Genomic DNA, 17352 nt, shown 5'->3' with positions numbered 1-17352 from the left:
CGCAGCACCTAGGGGGTCTTCCGTGTTCAGTTTCTGGTCCTCCACCACTGGTTGGTGGATCGCGGCTGCCGCGGTGGCCATCGTGTTCGGCGCGGTCATGCAGTCCTGGGCGACGCCGAGGAAGTGGAAGGTGTTCCTCGCGACAGCCCCCGGCTTGGCCGGCGGCCTTTCGGCGGTCGGGGACACCGCGATGCGGGGCGAGGGTGTGCAGACGGCGCTGCAGCTCTACACCGTCGTGATGCTGGGCCTGCTGATGGCCATGGCCGTCTTCACCAAGTACATCCGACGCCAGGTGGCCCTGGTCCGCGCCGGTGGAACGATGGAGCGCGCGACGCCCAAGCACGTCATGGTCTTCCTGGGCACCTTCTTCGCCGTCACCCTCTTGACGGCCGCCGCGCTCGGCACCCTCCTCGACATGTGACGGAGCGTCCCATGCCCCTGACTTTGTGGGTCGTTGCTGTCCTGATCCCCGAGATCGTGCTCTCCTGCCTGCTGTTGCGCTGGCTCCCGGACCGACGTGAGTGGCCGATACCGCTGCTGATCCCGGTTCCGGCGATCGTCGTGGTGGCGCTTCTCATTCGGTACGTGGCGCAAGAGCCCTGGCCCGGCACGCTCGCAGCGTGTGCCGGCTTCCTGTGCGGTCTCGCCCTGGCGCTGCTGCCGTTCCGGGGCTGGGTGTCGTCGTGGACCCTCCCGGTGCACGGGGACGAACGGCTGCGCTGGCGTGAGGTGGCCTTGGTGGCTCTGAGCGTCACCACTCCGGTGTCGACGACGCACACGAAGGCCGCGACGGGCAAGGCGTTCGCGCCGCGTGAAGTGGTGCGCGAGCGAGGGAGGTTTCCGTCGGCGATGGGTGTGGCCTTGCTGGTGCTTCCGGTGCTCTGCGCGGTGGCGGCGGGCTGGGCCGCGGATGCGGTAGGCCTGACGGTCGTCCGCCCCTGACCGGGCGCAGTTGGTTCCTTGGCGAGGCAGTCGAGCATCGAACTACTGTTGGTGTACTGAATTGGCGGCTTCGTCACCGTCACCATGATTCGCGTGGGTGGGAACGCAGGAGCCCCCGAAGGCCTCGCGGCCTTCGGGTGCCCGGTCCAAGGAGGCCGACGACGTACTGCTGCCTGTCCGGCTGGTGGTGTGCGGGGTGGGTGGCTGTGCCGGCATGGTGCTCGGCTCAGTCACCCACCGGTATCACTGGACGCCTCAAGCGATGGCTTGATTACGCCGGCACGTGGTCGGGGTCGTCCGGGTCGGCGTATGCCGCCACCGTCCCTCCTGCAGTGACGAGGAGGCCCGTGACCACGACCGCAGCGACACAGCGCGCACCGCACCCGCCCCCGCAGGGCGTAGACCCGCTGCCCGCGTTCCCGGCCCGGGCGTTCCTGCCGCTGGTGCGCGCGGGCGCGCTGCCTGCGGGTTGTCTGTACGGCCTCGAAGAGTTCTGTCGTGATGATCGCGTCGTGCGCGGGTTCATTGGACCGGACCCACTGATCGCAGGGGTTGTGCGTCATGCGGGTGCGGTGGCCGAGGGTGACATCGTCGACGTCGTAGAGGTGTTCTTCCTTGCGTTGTTTGTTCCAGACTTCGTAGCCGGTGTAGCGGGGTTTGATGAGGATCGCCCTGACCGCACCGGGCTGCCATGCGGTCTTCTTGCGGTGCGGGTTGCGGGCGGCGTCGTGGGCGGAGGGGCAGGGGACGCCGTCGCGGGTGAGTTGGGCGGCGATGGCTTTGTCGCTCAGGCCGTCGACGTACTGGCGGAAGATCCGCTGGACGACGGGTACGGCGGCGGGGTCGGGTTCGAGTTTGTGGATGCGCCGGCCGGCGGCAGCCTTGGAAGGGTTGGGGTGGGGTCCGGCGTCGGCGATGCGGTAGCCGTAGGGCGGTCGTCCGCCGAGGTAGCGGCCCTGGAGCTTGGCCTGGGAGCCCATCGCGGTCCGCACCCGGATCTTGATGCGGTTGCGTTCTCCTTTGCTCATGCCGCCGAAGACGGACATGACGAGGTCGTGGGCCTCGTTGTCCGGGTCGATCGGGCCGCCGACCTCCGGGACCCACAGAGGGACGTGGAAGTGCATCAACCGCTTGAAGCAGGCGCGGCCTCGTGCCCCGTTGCGAGAGGACCGCATCCATCTACCTGGCCGGGCTTCACATCGCAGGCAACTTCCTCTGGTCCGCCTGATGATCGGGCAGATCCGCCATGCTGAAGTGGAGGACGACCGGTCGGGAGGGCAAGTGCGGCGTAGGCGGGGGGCGTGGGCGGGGTCGGCGGTGTCCGGTGCGGGCGCGGTGCTGACGTTCTTACTCGGGCTGGTGACGAACTATGCGAGTGAGTCGGTGCCTGGGTGGGCACGGAATCCGTGGATGATCTGGCCGCTGTTCGTCATGCTGGCTGTCGGTTGTGTGGGGCTCTTGCTGTGGGGGCGGCGCCTGGATGTCGGCAGCGGGGTCAGGACTGCGGTGCGCCGACTGGCCGAGGCCGGGCACAGCTCACTGCGCCCGCCGCATCCCGGGCAGGTCCGTGGCCGCGAGAGGGAACTGGCAGAGCTTGAGCGGCTGCTGGAGCGGCCGCAGGGGCGGTTGGCGGTGCTGTGCGCAACCGGAGGCATGGGCAAGACCACTGTCGCCGCTCAGCTCGCCGCCCAGGCGGAGCAGGTCGGTTGTGCGGTGTTCTGGATCCGCTGGCGCGGCACCACCCAGCTTGCGCAGCAGCTGACGCAGGTGGCGGTGGCATGCGGGCTGGGCGATGAGGAGTTGCAGGCGGCGCGGGCCGGGCAAGCGAATCTTCCCGATGTCGTCTGGCGGCAACTGGCCCAGGCGCGCCGGTGGCTGGTTGTGGTGGACAACGCCGACGAGCCGGAGGCGATCGGCCCGGACGGCGAGCGGATCGCCGACTATCGAGGCTGGATCCGCCCGGACGGCGGCGGCCTGCTGCTGATCACCAGCCGCGACGCCGGCGCGCAGACGTGGGGAGCGTGCGCACACATAGTGCCGCTGGCCCCCTTGACGCCAGCGCCCGCCGGGCAGGTATTGCTGGATGCCGCTCCCCAAGCAGGCAGCGTTGCGGAGGCGGAGGAGTTGGCGGACCGGCTGGGCGGTCTGCCGCTGGCGCTACGTGCCGCGGGTGCCTACCTGGCTACGCCTACCAGCCGCTACCGCACCCTTCGCGCCTACCAGCAGGCCTTGGCAGCGGAGATGCCCGACCTGTTGGGAGCGGAGCACCCACACGCCCGTGATCCGGACACCGCCCGGAGAGTGGTCAGGCACACCTGGGAGCTGTCTCTGGATCAGCTCGCCCGCGACGGCATCCCCCTGGCGCGGCCTCTGCTGCGCCTCCTGGCCCTCTTGGCGTCCGCGCCCATTCCGCTCACCCTGATCACTCCCGGCTTGCTGGCCACGGTCACCGGGCAGCCGGTCACCGCCGTCATGCTGGAAGCAGCCTTTGCCGGCCTGCACCGCTACGGCCTCCTTGACACCCCCACACCCAACAGCGCCACCCCGGGCGCGCCCGGTGACGACACCATCGCCCAGGTAGCCCTGCACCCGCTGATTCGGGAGATCAGCGCTCTCGCCTTGGCCACCGACACGGCCGACCTCACCTCCTGGTATCAGGCCATCGCCGAACGCCTGAGCATCAATGTGGACGAGATCGGCCAAATCGGACGTCCGGGCTGGCCCACCGCTGCCCTCCTCGCCCCGCACTTGGTGTACCTGCATGGCCCCGCTATCACTCAGCCCTTTGTTTCCTCTCGGCACGTGCTTCAGGTCCTGGGCCGTGTACTCAGAGAAGCCGGCGCACATGCCCTGCAACTGGTGGTGGCTCAACGAGCCCTGCAGGCAGACATGCGCGCCCTGGGGCCCGACCACCCCGACACCCTGACAAGTCGCAACGGAGTGGCAACTGCGCTGTACCTCTTGGGTGAACACCGAGAGGCCGAGCGCCTGTACCGCCGGAATCTCGAGGATCGTGCCCGCGTCCTCGGCTCCGATCACCTGGACACCTTGACGAGCCGTAATGGCGTCGCCACCGCCTTGTATCTCTTGGGTGAGTACCGGGAGGCGGAAGAGTTGCACCGACAGACTCTTCAGGACCGCATCCGCGTCCTGGGACCCGACCACCCCGAGACCCTGCGAAGCCGGAACAACCTTGCCAACACCATGCACGAATTGGGTGAGTACCGGGAGGCGGAACGGTTGCACCGACAGACTCTTCAGGACCGCATCCGCGTCCTGGGGCCCGACCACCCCGACACTCTGCGAAGCCGGAACAACCTTGCCACCGCCCTATGGGTCGTGCGTATGTACCGGGAGGCAGAAGACCTGCATCGGCAGAACCTGCAAGACCGCATCCGCGTCCTGGGACCCGACCATCCCGACACTCTGACGAGTCGCAACGGAATCGCCATGGCCTTGCACTTCCTGGGTGAGTATCAGGGTGCGGAACAGCTGCATCGGCAGAACCTGCAAGACCGCATCCGCGTCCTGGGACCCGACCATCCCGACACCCTGATCACCCGCTACAACCTCGCCAGCGCCCTGTTCAGGCGGGGCGAGTACCGGGAGGCGGAAGACCTGCATCGGCAGAACCTCGACGACTTCACTCGCGTCCTGGGTGCCGACCATCCCCACACTCTGGACAGCCGCCGTGGGCTGGAGCGGATCGTGGCCGCCTCGCGCACCAGCAGCCCACGCCGACTGCGCCGGCCACCACGGCCGCACCGCAGAACACCACCCACCCCGTGACCCGCCCGGCTAGCCTGTTCGACACGTCGACGGCGAGCACACGCCGCCCGTCGGCAGCCGCGGTCCCAGGCGTGGAGCGCGCCGTGCCCCCGCCGCCCGTCCGCGCACAGCAGCGCGCTGACGTCCCGCCCGGTCGACCCTCCGGACAGGAGGTGAAACAGGACGGGAAGCGGGTCGTGACGGAGAGCACGCGAGAGGCCTGGCTGTTACGTCCGCCAGCGGGCCTGACCGGCCGCTGCTGCCCCACGGCGACTACGCTTTCATCGGTCTGAGCACCGCGGAACAGGACTCCGCGCGGGAGATGTTCCTCCGTATGGTCGTCTCCGGGGACGACCCCACCGGCGTGCGCGGCACCGTCCGCAGAGTCGCTCTTGAGGAGCTGTCTGACCGCGGCGCACCGGGTCGCGCGGCATCTCTGCACGGCTCGATCAGCGAGTATCGTGCGTGCCGGGAACGGTAGTGCAGCGGGCGGGTGTGGGTAGGACGGCGCAACTCGATTGATGGGTTCCTGAAGACTGGCCGTGTCGTGATGGGCAGGAGCCAGTTCTCACAAGGAGACGGTGGGACCACCCGGAGGGTCTTGCAGCCCGAGACGTCCTTGGGCGATCACGACCGTATCGTTAGTGGTCGAATCGCCCCTCGGACACTCGCTGTCTCGCTATAACGATACGGATGCGAGGGCCTCGACCTTACGGTTGCGGTCCTCCCAGCTAGCCGCTTCCGGTCTCGGGGCACGGATGGAACGCCGAGCTCGGGCCCTGTTTCACCGCCCCGTGGCCCGCACCATTTGAACGGCTAGAGGCAAGCCCCGCGGGGTGATTTTCCGCCACCGGTCAGAGAGAAACCCAGCCGCAGCTTCGCCGCCGCCCAGCCGTGGGCGCGGCGACTCCAGGCTGCTGCCTGGACGGTCTCGACGGGAGGAAACCGGGTGCCTGCACGCAAGGTTGCGTAGGGGTGCCCAGGAGGGTGTGAGCCCTCTGGTGCTGGGATGCTGCTCCCGTGCTGGGATGGTCGGTATCAGACGCGTGATCAACGCGGTGCTGCGGGCGCTGAACTGGCGCCGAGCTGCCCTTCCTCGGAAGACGCCGAGCCCTTGTCGAACCGCCCTGCTACTGACTGCACCGTTTCAAGGTGAGGAGCGGTGAAGTCCCTCCGTCTCTTCGCCTTGATGTTCGTCGCTGTCAGCGATTGGCTGTCAGGAGAGCGTGGGCGTGGCGGATGAGTGCCTGGCGTACCTCGTCTGGGGACAGCACTGTGAGCGGTGTGGCCAGGCTGAGGAGGTAGGCGGCGAGGCGGTCGGTGCTGTTGCCGCCGATCTCGACCACGGTGGCTTCGGGGCCGTCAGGGTTGTGTGTGCCGATGGTGGGTGGGACTTTTTGCAGGGCGCGGTCGAGGGGGAGCGGAAGGCGGATCGTCGTGTATACGGGGTAGACGACGCTCGCGATTCCCCGGGAGACCAGTGCTGCGGCGTCGGGCGGATCGGTCAGGTCGGCTGGTTCGGTGGTGGGGCGTACGCTCACCACCCGGTCGGCGCGGAATGTGCGCCATTCCTGTTTGGTGACGTCCCGGGCGACCAGGTACCAGCGCAGGCCGGTGTGGACCAGGCGGTATGGGTCGACGGCTCGCACGGAGGCCCGGCCGGTGTGGTCCCGGTAGGAGAGGGTGGTGCGCAGTGCGCTGTGGCAGGCTCGCGCCAGTTCCAGCAGCAGAAGCGTGTCGATCTGCGGTTCGCCGGAGCGGGGGGTGTGTTCGAGTGTGCCGTCCAGTGTGTTCAGCTGGTCCGCGAGGTGTGTGGGCAGGCTCTGGCGGAGCTTGAGCAGCGCGGAGAGGGCGGCTTGCCCGGTGCCGAGGACTCCGCTGAGCGCGGCTTCGCGCAGGGCGACGGCGACGGCCAGGGCCTCCTCGTCGTCCAGTACCAGCGGCGGCATCCGGGCTCCGGGGCTGAGCCGGTAGCCGCCCCAGGGGCCGGGCGCGGATTCGACTCCGTAGCCCAGGTCCCGCAGCCGGGCGATGTCCCGGCGGACTGTGCGGTCGGTGACCGCCATGCGTTCGGCCAGTTCACGGCAGGTCCATTCGGGGCGCGCGGACAGCAGCGACACCAAGCGCAGCAGACGGGAGGAGGTCCTGATCACAGTTCGCCAGTGTTCCGTATGACCAGGACACGTCCTGTCAGGGTCGTGGCCTACGGTCCGGTCCCATGAGCACCCCCGAGATCCGTCTGCTTTCCTTCGACTTCGACTGTCCTGACCCAGCTGATCTGGCCCGCTTCTACGGCGATGCCCTGGACCTGCCCGTGCTGTACCGCAGTGACGACTTCGTCCTGCTGGGGCGGGAGGGAGCCCCGGGGCTCGGCTTCGTCCGCCAGGCCGGCTTCCAGCCTCCGGCCTGGCCTGATCCCGCTCACAGCAAGCAGGCCCACCTCGAACTGGGCGTCGACGATCTGGACGCCGCGCAGGAGCGAATGCTCGCCCTGGGTGCCGTCCTGCCTTCCTTCCAGCCGCGGCCCGACGTATGGCGGGTGCTCCTGGACCCGGCGGGTCATCCCTTCTGCCTGTCGACGCACGGAATCTGAGCCCGTCCCGCACCGCCTTCGGCTCTCAGCGTGCTGGTGGCGGAAGGCCGAGGGAGAGTCCGGTTCCGGTGAGGAACCCGTCAAGGACGTCGACGCGGTGGAGGCGGCGTGCACCTGGGCGGACGCATCCACCGTCGCGCCGGTGAGCCAGGTTCTCCGCTCCAACGTCAAGCCCGAAGACGTGGACCTTGACTCCTTCGCCACGGAGGTGGACGGCATCCGCAAGGACGTACGGGCAACCTGAGATCGCGGCCCCGACACCCCGCGCGGCGGCTTCCACGGCGACGTCGACGTCGAGGTGCGCATCTACGGCAACGGCGGCTGGGACTTCGCTTTCGACCAGGACGGGGGCGTCGGTCATGTCCATCGTCGCTCCGGCCTCCGAGGCCGGCGCCTCTCAGGTTGCCGAGGTTATCCGCGCCTTCATCCGTGGTGAGCCCGGCGATCCGTGTCCCTGGACAATGAAGTCAGCTGCTCGGCCAACGAATCCAGCCGCGTGACGAGTCCTCAGGAGCGGGAAGGGGTCCTTCAACGCCCAGCGGATTGCTCTTTCGGGTGCCAGTCCGCTTCAGACCAGTCGTCCTCCACGAACTCGTCGGGAACCTGCGCACAGGGGGCGTAGACGCTGATGAACAGAGTCGTGGTCGAGTTGTTCCACCGTACGTCGACCTGGTCGCCGCCTTCCGGGTTTTCGAATCGGAAGCCCAGTTGGCGGAAGGCTGCGCCTGCACGGTCGCCTTCGTGGGTGAGTTTCCAACCCTTCTGCACCAGCTGTCGGCGCACGCGTCGCTGCGCGTCTCGGGCGGTTGCTTCGGGGACGTCGGGCACGCTCCAATCGAGACCGAAGCTGCGGACGTCGCTTCGTGCCTCGTCAATGTGGGCGATGCTCCTCAGCCCGCGGTGGTAACAGGCACCGGTATCGACCCTGCCCGGGTCCGCGGCGTACTTTTCGGGCAGCGCGAAGCCGTCGTACACCTCGTCGGACCGGGCCTTGAGCCGTTGCGCGACCGCGTCGGGGTCGGCCGAAGGATACGGCGCGCCGTTCCACACGACGTTCCCCGCCACCACGGCAGCGACGAGCAGCGCCATCATCACGAGCCCTGTGACGGCATACAGGACGGACCGCCGGGAGGCCCCGGCTCTGGATACAAGGCTCTTGAACATGCATGTGACGGTAGGCGTCAGCATTGCGCGACGCATGAGTAGCCGTACCCAGGAGAGTTCTGGAGCACTCACGAAGGCGGGAGCCGAAGCGACCAAGGCAGGGAGCCACTGGCAGCGGCTTCTACGAGTTCGACGTCGCTCACGGCGCGGCCTCGCAGCGCCGGTGTCATGCGCAGAAGGCGGATCCCGGGTCCTGGCGCTGGGCGTTCTCATCGACCCGACGTCGGTGGGGCAGGGGATCCCGGACTTCTTACGGCAGCTCGGCAGCGGCTTTTCTCAGGCCAGCCGCTGTACAGGGTGCCGCCCTGCCGTACACGGACGCCTACGGGCGGTGAGCGAGGACGTTGTCGAAGCGGCAGGTACCGACCGGCTGATCCACGCCGAACTGGCGCGACACCTGACGCCCGAACCAAACACCCCGGCCAGGACGGAACACCCTTCCATGCGGGGCAAGAGTCCGACACCGCTTCGCCCGGTTGGCGTTCGAGAGAACCGGCCGGGTGAAGGCCTTGTCGTGTCCTAAGCTGCCTGAGGATCACTGAGTTCTGACAATGGATACGGGGGACAGGGGTGGACGGGGGGATGCCGCGGCCGCATGACGCCGAGGAATCTGCGCAATTCGTGGCGGTGATGCGTCAGTTACGCCAGTGGGCGGACGTGAGCTATCGCGAGTTGGAACGCCGGGCCGGGGCGGTGGGGGACGTGCTGCCGCGTGCCACGCTCTCCGGCGCGCTGAGCAGGCAGGAGCTGCCTCGGGAGGAGTTGCTCGCTGCCTTTGTCCGGGCCTGCGGCGGTGACGAGGCCACGGTCGAGGACTGGGTTAAAGTCCGCAAGCGTCTGGCTGTCGAGCTCGAGCAGCACTCCTCTGCCCTCATGCCCGCTGCGGAAGAACCGTCTGCCGCACAGAGCCTGCAGGGAGACCCGGACCCGCGCAGCGGCTCGGAGGAAGTCACCCCGGACGGTGCCGACCACCACGGCGAGGTTGCCGATGCGGACGCTTCGGGAGAGGCGGTCGAATCCGAGACGCCTGCTGCTCGTACGGAGGCTGTGGCGGGCGCGCCGCATCCGCTCGGGGTTGAGGGATCGAGGGTCGCGGAGCCTGTGGCTGACGCCGACGCGGTTTCCCCGGCCGCGGACTTGGTGCAGGAGGGATCCTCCGTTGCGCTGCCGGCAATGAACCCTGTCCGGGCGGGGCCGAGGGCGGCCCTGCGTGTTCTTCGGCGACCGGGCGTGGTCATTACGGCCGCTGTCGCGATCGTGCTTCTTACCGCTTCGGCCACCGGGATTCTGCGTTCGGGCGGCGACCAGGACGAGCCGCAAGTGGGCCGGTCGGGCGCTCCGGCAGCCACGGACTCCCCGTCGAGCACGCCGCGCCCTCCCGGGGATGGTGCGGCTTCCAGCGCCGCTGTCACCAAGCCTGTCAAGGACAAGCCGGCGCCGGGCGGAACGCGGGAGGTCTCGCCTTCGGTTCCGTCCAAGAAGACGACCGTCCCCAGGGACCCGGAGCCGGAGCGGAGTTCGTGGACCCCGGAGCCGGAGCCTTATGAGCCGCCGCCGGCCCCGTATGAACCGCCGTCCTCGACGAGCACACCGCCCCCGGGCGGTGGTGGTGATCCCTTCCCGGAGGAGACCTGCTGGGACGTCACCAACGACTGTTTGTGATCCGGGCGTCGTCCGGCCGGCTCTGTTCACGAGTACCAGCAGCAGTTGTTCGCCGGCTTGAGCAGTGTCCGCAGTCGGCTGCGATCCGAACAGTGCAGGAGTCTGGGCAGCGCCGCGGCAGCTGACTACGGCTGAGGGTCCTGGGTTCCGAGGCGCTACACACCGTGGCGGTCGGCTGCCCAGACACCGTCGTCGAGTTCCAGCCCGCTGACTGACCCCTTGCACCCCTTCAGCCTCGCGCGGCAGGGGGGCTTTGCTGCGCCGCCCCGTTCCTCGCGACTCCCGGGCCCGGGCATTTCACCACGTTCGGGCCGCGCGAGGGGCTGCGGCCCCTGCGCGGCCCAGACGCGGCGAGCTGAACGACGACGACGCGGGCTGTCCGATGCGGGACGTCGCCCGGGGCTGGGTTACTTGGCTTCGACTCGTCCGACGGGGTCGGGACCGGTCGTCAGCGTCTCGCGCGCGGTCTGCCAGGCGTTGTCGCCGGGGTGGAGCTGGGTGCGGAGGTAGGCCGCGGTGAGCCGGGCGAGGGCGGCGACCCGCTCGGGGTTCTCGTCGGTGGTCTCGGCGGCGTCGTATCCGGCGATCCCGCCGAGTCCGTGCTCCGCTTCGAACAGGGTGAGCAGGGTCTTGGGGCCGGGGGCGAGGGTGTAGGGGTCGGCGTGCCAGTCCGGCCCCATGTCCGTGAAGTGCCGGGGGTCGTCCTTGTCGCCGGCGACGACCAGGGCGGGTGTGGTCATGGTGGAGAAGTCGACGGCCCCGATGATCGGCCACTGCTCGGCCATGGGCCCGTTGAGGACGTCGCCGCCCCTGCCGGGCGCGGCGAGCAGTACGCCCGCCTTGATCCGGGGCTCGACGAGGTGCACCACGTTCCCGGTGTCGGGGTCGGTGAGTCCGGCGCCCAGCAGGAGGGCGGCGGTGAAGCCGCCGAGCGAGTGTCCGGCGAGGGCGACCTTGGTGGGGTCGATCCGTCCGGCGAGCTGCGGCACGGCGTTCTCGATCACGTCGAGCCGGTCGAGGATGTGGGGCATGTCCTCGGCGCGGGAGCGCCAGAAGTCGGGTGCGCCGGGGGCGTCGGCGACCAGGTGGCTCAGTGTCCTGGAGGTGAGGTGGGTGGGCTGGACGACGACGAATCCGTGGGCCGCCCAGACGTTGGCGAGCGGCGCGTAGCCGTTCAGCGAGGAGAGGTTGTTCGAGGGGCCGTGGCCGTGGGAGAGGAGGATGACGGGGAGGCCGGTTCCGGTCGCGGGTGCGGAGACACGTACCTGGAGGTCCACGGGACGTCCCGGTACGGACAGCACCACCGGACTGAAGGACAGGACCGGGACGGGCGCGCCCAAGGCGTCGGCGGTGGTGGCGGTGGATGTGCTCACGATGTGGGTTCCCTTTCGGTGGCACCTGCCGTCCGCGGTTTTGTGCGACCGGCGACGGACAAGGCGGTCAGGCGCGGCCGTTTCGGCTAAGCTGAAACGGAACGTCGCTCCATTTACTGTCCGGAGCAGCGCTCCGTTTTGTCAAGCGGTGTCGAAGGAGAACGTGATGCCCGCCGAGAGCCCCACGGGGAAGGCGCCGGCCAGAAGCGAGCGGGCCGACGCCCAGCGCAACCGGCAGACGGTGCTCACGGCTGCCGCCGAGGTGTTCGTCGCCTCCGGCGTCGACGCACCGATCCGACAGATCGCGGCCCGGGCGGGCGTCGGAATGGCCACGATCTACCGCCACTTCCCGACCCGGGCAGATCTCGTCACCGCGGTCTACCGCCACCAGATCGAGGCATGCGCCGAAGCCGGCCCGGACCTGCTGGCCAGCGCCGACTCCCCGCTCGACGCACTGCGCCAGTGGATCGACCTCTTCGTCGACTTCCTGGTTACCAAGCACGGACTCGCCGACGCCCTGCAGTCCGACAGCGACCGCTTCGCCACGCTGCACACCTACTTCCTCGACCGCCTGCTGCCCGTCTGCGCCCAACTGCTCGACGCAGCCGTCAACAGCGGTGACATCAAGCCCGGCACGCAGCCCTACGAGCTGATGCGCGGCATCGGCAACCTCTGCATCGGACGCGACAACGACCCCCGCTACGACCCCCGGCGCCTCATCGCCCTCCTGCTCCAGGGACTCCGGCAACCTCACGCGTCCTGATGTCGACGAGCGACACCGCAACCTGGTCCCTCCGCGACTTCCACGCAATCTGAGCGCCCGCCTCTCAGCAGCGGGTGACACCGGCAAGCAACAAGTGCCTCTGAGCTGGTGCTGTGATTTCTCATAAACATCGAACACGGCATCATCAGGACGCTGCTCAACGTCGTGAACATCCACTGTCGTAACTCGTGAATGAACAAAGCCAGCCGGCCTCATGTGGTGATGTGGCGGTAGGCGACGACCTGTGAGGCGGGCGGTAGCGGGGCGATCGTGACGGTGCTGCCGGTGCGGGGTGCGTGGACGACCTTGCCGTTACCGATGTAGAGGGCGACGTGGCCGCCGCCGTTGCTGATGACCAGGTCGCTGGGGAGGAGCTTGGCGCGGGTGGTGGCCTTGCCGGCGTCGACCTGGCCCCAAGTGGTGCGCGGCAGGTGCACCCCGGCCTTCTGCCACGCGCGCATCACGAGTCCTGAGCAGTCGTATCCGCGGGGCCCGGTGCCGCCCCAGATGTAGGGCTTGCCGACCTGGGCCTTGGCGAAGGCGACCGCTGCGGCGCCGCCCTTCGCAGGCCTCTTCTTGCTAAGGGTGTCCGTGTCCTTCGGTGCCGGCGCGGGCCGGTGGTGTGAATCGGCCCTCGGCTCGTGGCCGGTGGGGCTGGGCGTGGAGGGTACGCGCAGGGTGTCGCAGGCGTAGATCAGGGTCGAGGTGCCCAGGTTGTTCAGCTTCTGGAGGGCTTTGACGGTCGTGTCGTGCTCGTGGGCGAGGGAGTAGAGGGTGTCACCGGGCCGCAGCAGGACCTTCTTCACTCCCGTCGGCCTGGCGGCATCCCGGCCGGGGCGCGGCTCAGCCGGCTCGGCAGGCTTCTGCACCCGCTGCGACGGGAGAGTGGGCCGCGTCTGAGGCGGCTCGGGGGCGGCGGGGTGCTGGGGCACGAGACTCGCCGGCGGCCGCGACGCCGACGATGACCCGTTCGGTTCGTTCACGATCAAGCCTGCACCGAGCAGCACGAACAGCGCGAACAGCACCATCATGAACGGAAGGGCCCACCACACCTCCCGCTCGCCGCTCCTGCGCGGGGTACGGGTGCGGGGGCGCCTGTGGGAAACCGGGGCCCCTGCCCGCCTCGGTGCCTGCCTGCCGGGCAGGGTCAACGTCTGCTGAGCCATCACAACCTCCTTCAGAGGCCGCGGAGTTCGCGGCCCTCACAGGAGGCTCATCCGGCGTGAAGGTGTCCCGCCAGATCTTCCTGAGTCCGGGACAGTCCGGGTGCGTCCGCCGCCACCAAACCGCTCGGCGTGAGCAGCGAAACCTGCCCAGGACACCAGGGCTGACCAGCACAGACAACTCCGGACTGTCCCGTCCGCCGTGATCCGTTGCCTAGTCCTGGTTGGCCGGGCAACGCTTCTTCCACCGCCCCGCACCGCCGGGCGGCGCCCCAGTCGAAGGCGCCGTCACGCGCTGCCGGGCCGGCCCTGCCGCCCACTGGTGTCGACGACCGCAGGCAGGCGCAACCGCAGCCGAGGCCCACGGGAACAAGCTCGGCTCGATCCACCCGTCTCTCAGCTCAAGGAGATTCAGCATGCGTATCGCACGATCACGATCAACCCGGTCGCTGGCGGTGGCCGTTGCTGCCGCGGGCCTGCTGGCCGGCGGCGTCACCGCCGCTGCCACAGGTGTCTACACCACCGAAAGGGCAACCGACACGGTCGCTGTCGCGGCGGCGGAGCACTCGCAGAAGCAGTCCAAGATCATCGGAAGGTTCGAGGTCTGGGACACGTGCCCCTACCTCGTGACCCCGGGCGGCAAGCACTACTACCTGCCCGGCTACACCGTCGGCGGCAACGGCGCCCTGTACAAGAAGTCGACCGGTGGCTTCATCGCTCATCGGGGCTGGAAGATCCAGGCCAACGGAACCAAGTACTACAAGTCCCTGGACCGCCGCACCACGCTCTGCACGACCTGGGGCGACCAGTGGCGCATCAAGGCGAAGTCGATCTACGCCCTGCAGCACTGAGCCAGGCGGCAACCGGGGTCCCCGCCGCTGCGAGGGACCCCCGAGGCCGTCACCCCCGACCTGTCGCCACGGGGCGGGGACACGCCTTCACCGGCACGGCGTGACAGCAGCCCGAGCCGCCACCGGCACATCTCGGCTCGCGCCACTCATCCATGAACTGAAAGGCACATCAGCATGCATCTCACACGACCCCGTGTCTCCCGTCCGTTAGTGATCGCCGCGGCCCTCACCAGCACGCTTGGCGTGGCCACCGGAGTGACCGCATTCAACGGCACGGACAGCAGCTCGGCCCAGCGGACCACCGTGGCAAACGCCGCCAGCGAATCCCGCCCCAGCACCGCGGCACAGAAGAAGAGCGCGGCCGGCACCAAGGGCGACTGCCCCTTCAATGTGGAACGGCCCTTCGTACAGAACGGGCGGCTCTACGCGCGCGCCACCGTCACCTGCAAGACGAAGCACACCATCGTCTTGAACGTCTATCTGCGCCGCCCCACATGGATCGGCAGCACCCACATCGCCCACGGCAGGGTGCAGCTGAACAACTGGAAGGGCACCAAGTCCCTGACGACATCCATCGCCTGCAACGAAGTCAGTCCTCGAACGACCTACACAGCCGACGCGGTCCTGTACGACGTACGCTTCCTCGGTTACCCCATCGAGGTCGATGAAAAGGACAGCCCCGGCGGGGCCAAGGGCTGCTGACGCTGACGCACGGCACACTCCTGCGGGCTCGCCCTTTCACCAAGGGCGAGCCCGCACCCTTCGGTGCCACAGCCGCTGCCTGGCTCCCGGTGAGTCTCGCCCACCGGGAGCCAGGCTCGTTCACGGTCCAGGAGGCGAAATGAACTGCGCAGCCAGTATGGGGTCGGTGCGAACTCACCGACTGCCTCATCCACGCCGCCCTCCCCACCAGGCAGCTACACCGACGACATCGCGCTACTCCTGATGCGAACCCTGCCGACCGCCCCGTAAGCCGCCGCCACCTCGGCCCGGGCGCAGATCCAGGTGAGGTGTCCTTACGGGCCCGCCGCCGTACCGTTCTCAGGGCACGTCGACGATGCGGACTGCACGGCAACCGCCGGAGCTGGTGCCTGCGGTCAGCCCAGGAACAGGGCGAGGAACAGGCGCCACGGAGACGGAGCTCCACGGGTCGTCAGTGCCGTACCGCGCCGAAGTACCGCAACCACAGCGACTGATGGCGGGAGACCTAGACCCTCAATGGCCCGGAAGCGGCCGTAATGACCCTGAAGGACCGATCTATCTCGAGCCGGACTTGCTCACGCCGAGCCCGTTCCTCAGCCGTCAATCCACCGCCATCGGGATACCTCGTTCTCCCGGCATAGCGCGGACCACGGCAGCCGTCACGGCCCGACGTAACCCGCACCATCAAAGATCTCTGGCCGGACCACGAGGTGCCGTTGAAGGTGGACCACCAGATGTGGTTGTCAGGCTAGGCTCCGCGCCAGGCCATGTAGGCGGTGTCCGGCGCCCCGGCCGCGGCGACGGCGCCCTCCGGCGCCGCCCCCATCAATGCGCTCAACGCGAGCAGCGCGCCGACGCAGGCCATTCGTCGCGTGATGTTCTACGCCATGATCGTGTCTCGTCTCTCTTTCGTTTGTTGAGTGCTGACGGAGTGCGTCACAAGTGGCAGGGGGCCTGTTGACGTGTCACCGCACCCCGGGGTCTGCGGGCACCGGGCCAGGGTGTGTCGCGCGTGTGGCGGTCCTCCGGTCCGCGCACACGCTGCGTCTACCTGCCTTTCTGGCCATCCGCCTCGTACTTGGCCCTGCCGGTTACGGGGTAAGCGCTGGGACAGCGGGCGATCCTCCTTGCCGACGCCGAGAGGGGCGGCCCCGTCGACGGAAATGTTCGGGATCGGTAACGAGCGGATCCGTCACGTCGTCGCTCCCGTCCTCCCGGGTGCAAGTCAGGCGCAGGGGAGAGCGGAGAGCGGACATGGGGCGGCATCGAAGCCTGGGAATGAACGGTCGCATAATGGCGGCGGCCATCGGCGTGGCGGGGGTCGCCGCCCTGGCAGCGGCATGGACGACCCAAGCCGCCCCTCCCGCGACCGAGTCGGCCGCGCCTTCGAAGCCGAAGCCGATCGTGAGCCAGACCTCCGTTCCAGACCCCCAGCTCCCCGCCCCCACCGTCAGCATGGACATCGCGCACGCATCCGAGATGGGTGCCAAGGGCGTCAACATCACGATCGACGATGGTCCGGACCCGACCTGGACACCTGAAGTCCTCGCCGTGCTCGAGGACAACGGCGTCAAGGCGACCTTCTGCATGGTCGGAACGCAGGCCAAGGCTCATCCCGACCTGGTCAAGGCCGTGGTCGCGGACGGACACCGGCTGTGTGACCACTCCGTCTCCCACGACACGACGATGGGCACCGCGTCACGTGCCCGCCAGTCCCAGGAGATCCTGGACGCGGCGCAGATGATCAGCGAGGCCTCAGGGGGCGTCAAGCCGCTCTACTACCGTGCTCCGGGCGGCGCCTTCACTCCCTACAGCCGTCAGCTCGCCGCCTCGCACGGAATGCGACCCCTGGGCTGGAACGTGGACTCCAAAGACTTCAAGCAACCGGGGGCAGCCACGATGGTGGAGACCGTGAAGAACGAGATCTCCAACGGTCCCACCATTCTGTTCCACGACGCGGGCGGAGACCGCAGCCAGACAGTTGCTGCTCTGCGCCAGATCCTGCCGTGGCTCCGGCAGCAGGGATACAGCTTCGGCTTTCCGGTGCGATGAGACCGGCCAGTCGGACACCACCCCGTCCGTCGGTGCCCCGCCGGCGCTGAACAAACCGTCGCCCCCGTTCCGGGCCCGCTCCTGCCGCTGTCGGCCGGGGTGGGCCCGGTCGTGTTCCCACCCCCGTCTTTGTGGGGGGAACCGACGAAATGCGCTTCGTGAGGTGACGGAATGGCCTGGAACGGGTCAGCGGACCGGAGCCGCCGCCGCCCTGGGTGCGTCGTCGCAAATCCTACGGTGCGGTCGCGCGCTCACACACCGAGCACCACGTCGCGGGTGAGACGACTCCGGTCGGCTGGGCAGCTGGTGTTGCCTTCCG

The 17352-nt window shown here is 68.7% G+C and carries 14 protein-coding genes; 9 read left to right on the top strand and 5 right to left on the bottom strand.

Translation table 11 applies throughout. The features are described from left to right. Positions 1–22 precede the first annotated feature (22 nt). The gene (locus OHS70_RS05075; protein ID WP_328394095.1) at positions 23–421 is read left to right on the top strand and encodes a hypothetical protein; all 399 of its coding nucleotides are present in this window, start codon (positions 23–25) and stop codon (positions 419–421) included. Positions 422–432: 11 nt separating this feature from the next. Beyond that, a complete protein-coding gene (locus OHS70_RS05070; protein ID WP_328394093.1) occupies positions 433–942 on the top strand; it encodes a hypothetical protein in 510 nt (169 codons plus the stop codon). A gap of 230 nt (positions 943–1172) precedes the next feature. Here the strand turns inward: OHS70_RS05070 and OHS70_RS05065 are convergent, their stop codons facing one another. Continuing rightward, positions 1173–2117, bottom strand: a complete 945-nt coding sequence (locus OHS70_RS05065; protein WP_328394091.1) for a recombinase family protein — start codon at positions 2115–2117, stop codon at positions 1173–1175. A 235-nt stretch (positions 2118–2352) separates the two neighbouring features. Between OHS70_RS05065 and fxsT the strand changes: the two genes are divergently transcribed. Beyond that, positions 2353–4731: an FxSxx-COOH system tetratricopeptide repeat protein gene (fxsT, locus tag OHS70_RS05060; RefSeq protein WP_328394089.1), complete on the top strand. Its 2379-nt coding sequence runs from the start codon at positions 2353–2355 to the stop codon at positions 4729–4731. Between the two features lie 1181 nt (positions 4732–5912). On the opposite strand, the gene OHS70_RS05055 is transcribed toward fxsT, so the two are convergent. Further along, on the bottom strand, positions 5913–6863 hold the full coding sequence (locus tag OHS70_RS05055; RefSeq protein WP_328394087.1) for a helix-turn-helix transcriptional regulator: 951 nt from the start codon (positions 6861–6863) through the stop codon (positions 5913–5915). A gap of 65 nt (positions 6864–6928) precedes the next feature. Between OHS70_RS05055 and OHS70_RS05050 the strand changes: the two genes are divergently transcribed. Further along, a complete protein-coding gene (locus OHS70_RS05050; protein ID WP_328394085.1) occupies positions 6929–7303 on the top strand; it encodes a VOC family protein in 375 nt (124 codons plus the stop codon). A 528-nt stretch (positions 7304–7831) separates the two neighbouring features. Here OHS70_RS05050 and OHS70_RS05045 read toward each other — a convergent pair. Beyond that, the gene (locus OHS70_RS05045; protein WP_328394083.1) at positions 7832–8395 is read right to left on the bottom strand and encodes a hypothetical protein; all 564 of its coding nucleotides are present in this window, start codon (positions 8393–8395) and stop codon (positions 7832–7834) included. Between the two features lie 693 nt (positions 8396–9088). On the opposite strand from OHS70_RS05045, the gene OHS70_RS05040 reads away from it, so the two are divergent. After that, the gene (locus OHS70_RS05040; protein WP_328394081.1) at positions 9089–10129 is read left to right on the top strand and encodes a hypothetical protein; all 1041 of its coding nucleotides are present in this window, start codon (positions 9089–9091) and stop codon (positions 10127–10129) included. 407 nt (positions 10130–10536) lie between these two features. Here OHS70_RS05040 and OHS70_RS05035 read toward each other — a convergent pair whose 3' ends face one another. After that, positions 10537–11502: an alpha/beta hydrolase family protein gene (locus OHS70_RS05035; RefSeq protein WP_328394079.1), complete on the bottom strand. Its 966-nt coding sequence runs from the start codon at positions 11500–11502 to the stop codon at positions 10537–10539. 166 nt (positions 11503–11668) lie between these two features. Between OHS70_RS05035 and OHS70_RS05030 the strand changes: the two genes are divergently transcribed. Next, positions 11669–12265 (top strand): TetR/AcrR family transcriptional regulator, encoded by a 597-nt coding sequence (locus OHS70_RS05030; protein WP_328394077.1) that lies wholly within the window; start codon positions 11669–11671, stop codon positions 12263–12265. Positions 12266–12477: 212 nt separating this feature from the next. On the opposite strand, the gene OHS70_RS05025 is transcribed toward OHS70_RS05030, so the two are convergent. Then, positions 12478–13431, bottom strand: a complete 954-nt coding sequence (locus OHS70_RS05025; RefSeq protein WP_328394075.1) for a C40 family peptidase — start codon at positions 13429–13431, stop codon at positions 12478–12480. Between the two features lie 413 nt (positions 13432–13844). Here OHS70_RS05025 and OHS70_RS05020 point away from each other — a divergent pair, with 413 nt between their 5' ends. The 3 genes from OHS70_RS05020 to OHS70_RS05010 all read left to right on the top strand — a co-directional run bounded on the left by OHS70_RS05020 (position 13845) and on the right by OHS70_RS05010 (position 17033). Further along, the gene (locus OHS70_RS05020; RefSeq protein WP_328394073.1) at positions 13845–14279 is read left to right on the top strand and encodes a hypothetical protein; all 435 of its coding nucleotides are present in this window, start codon (positions 13845–13847) and stop codon (positions 14277–14279) included. A 210-nt stretch (positions 14280–14489) separates the two neighbouring features. Further along, a complete protein-coding gene (locus tag OHS70_RS05015) occupies positions 14490–14981 on the top strand; it encodes a hypothetical protein (protein ID WP_328394071.1) in 492 nt (163 codons plus the stop codon). 1254 nt (positions 14982–16235) lie between these two features. Then, positions 16236–17033 carry a polysaccharide deacetylase family protein gene (locus OHS70_RS05010; RefSeq protein ID WP_328394069.1) on the top strand — a complete coding sequence of 266 codons (798 nt, stop codon included), beginning with the start codon at positions 16236–16238 and terminating at the stop codon, positions 17031–17033. Positions 17034–17352: the final 319 nt, after the last annotated feature.

The organism is Streptomyces sp. NBC_00390 (assembly GCF_036057275.1).
GTDB lineage: Bacteria > Actinomycetota > Actinomycetes > Streptomycetales > Streptomycetaceae > Streptomyces.
The sequence above is the reverse complement of the archived record's forward strand: the minus strand, read 5'-3'. Positions and strand labels throughout refer to the sequence as shown.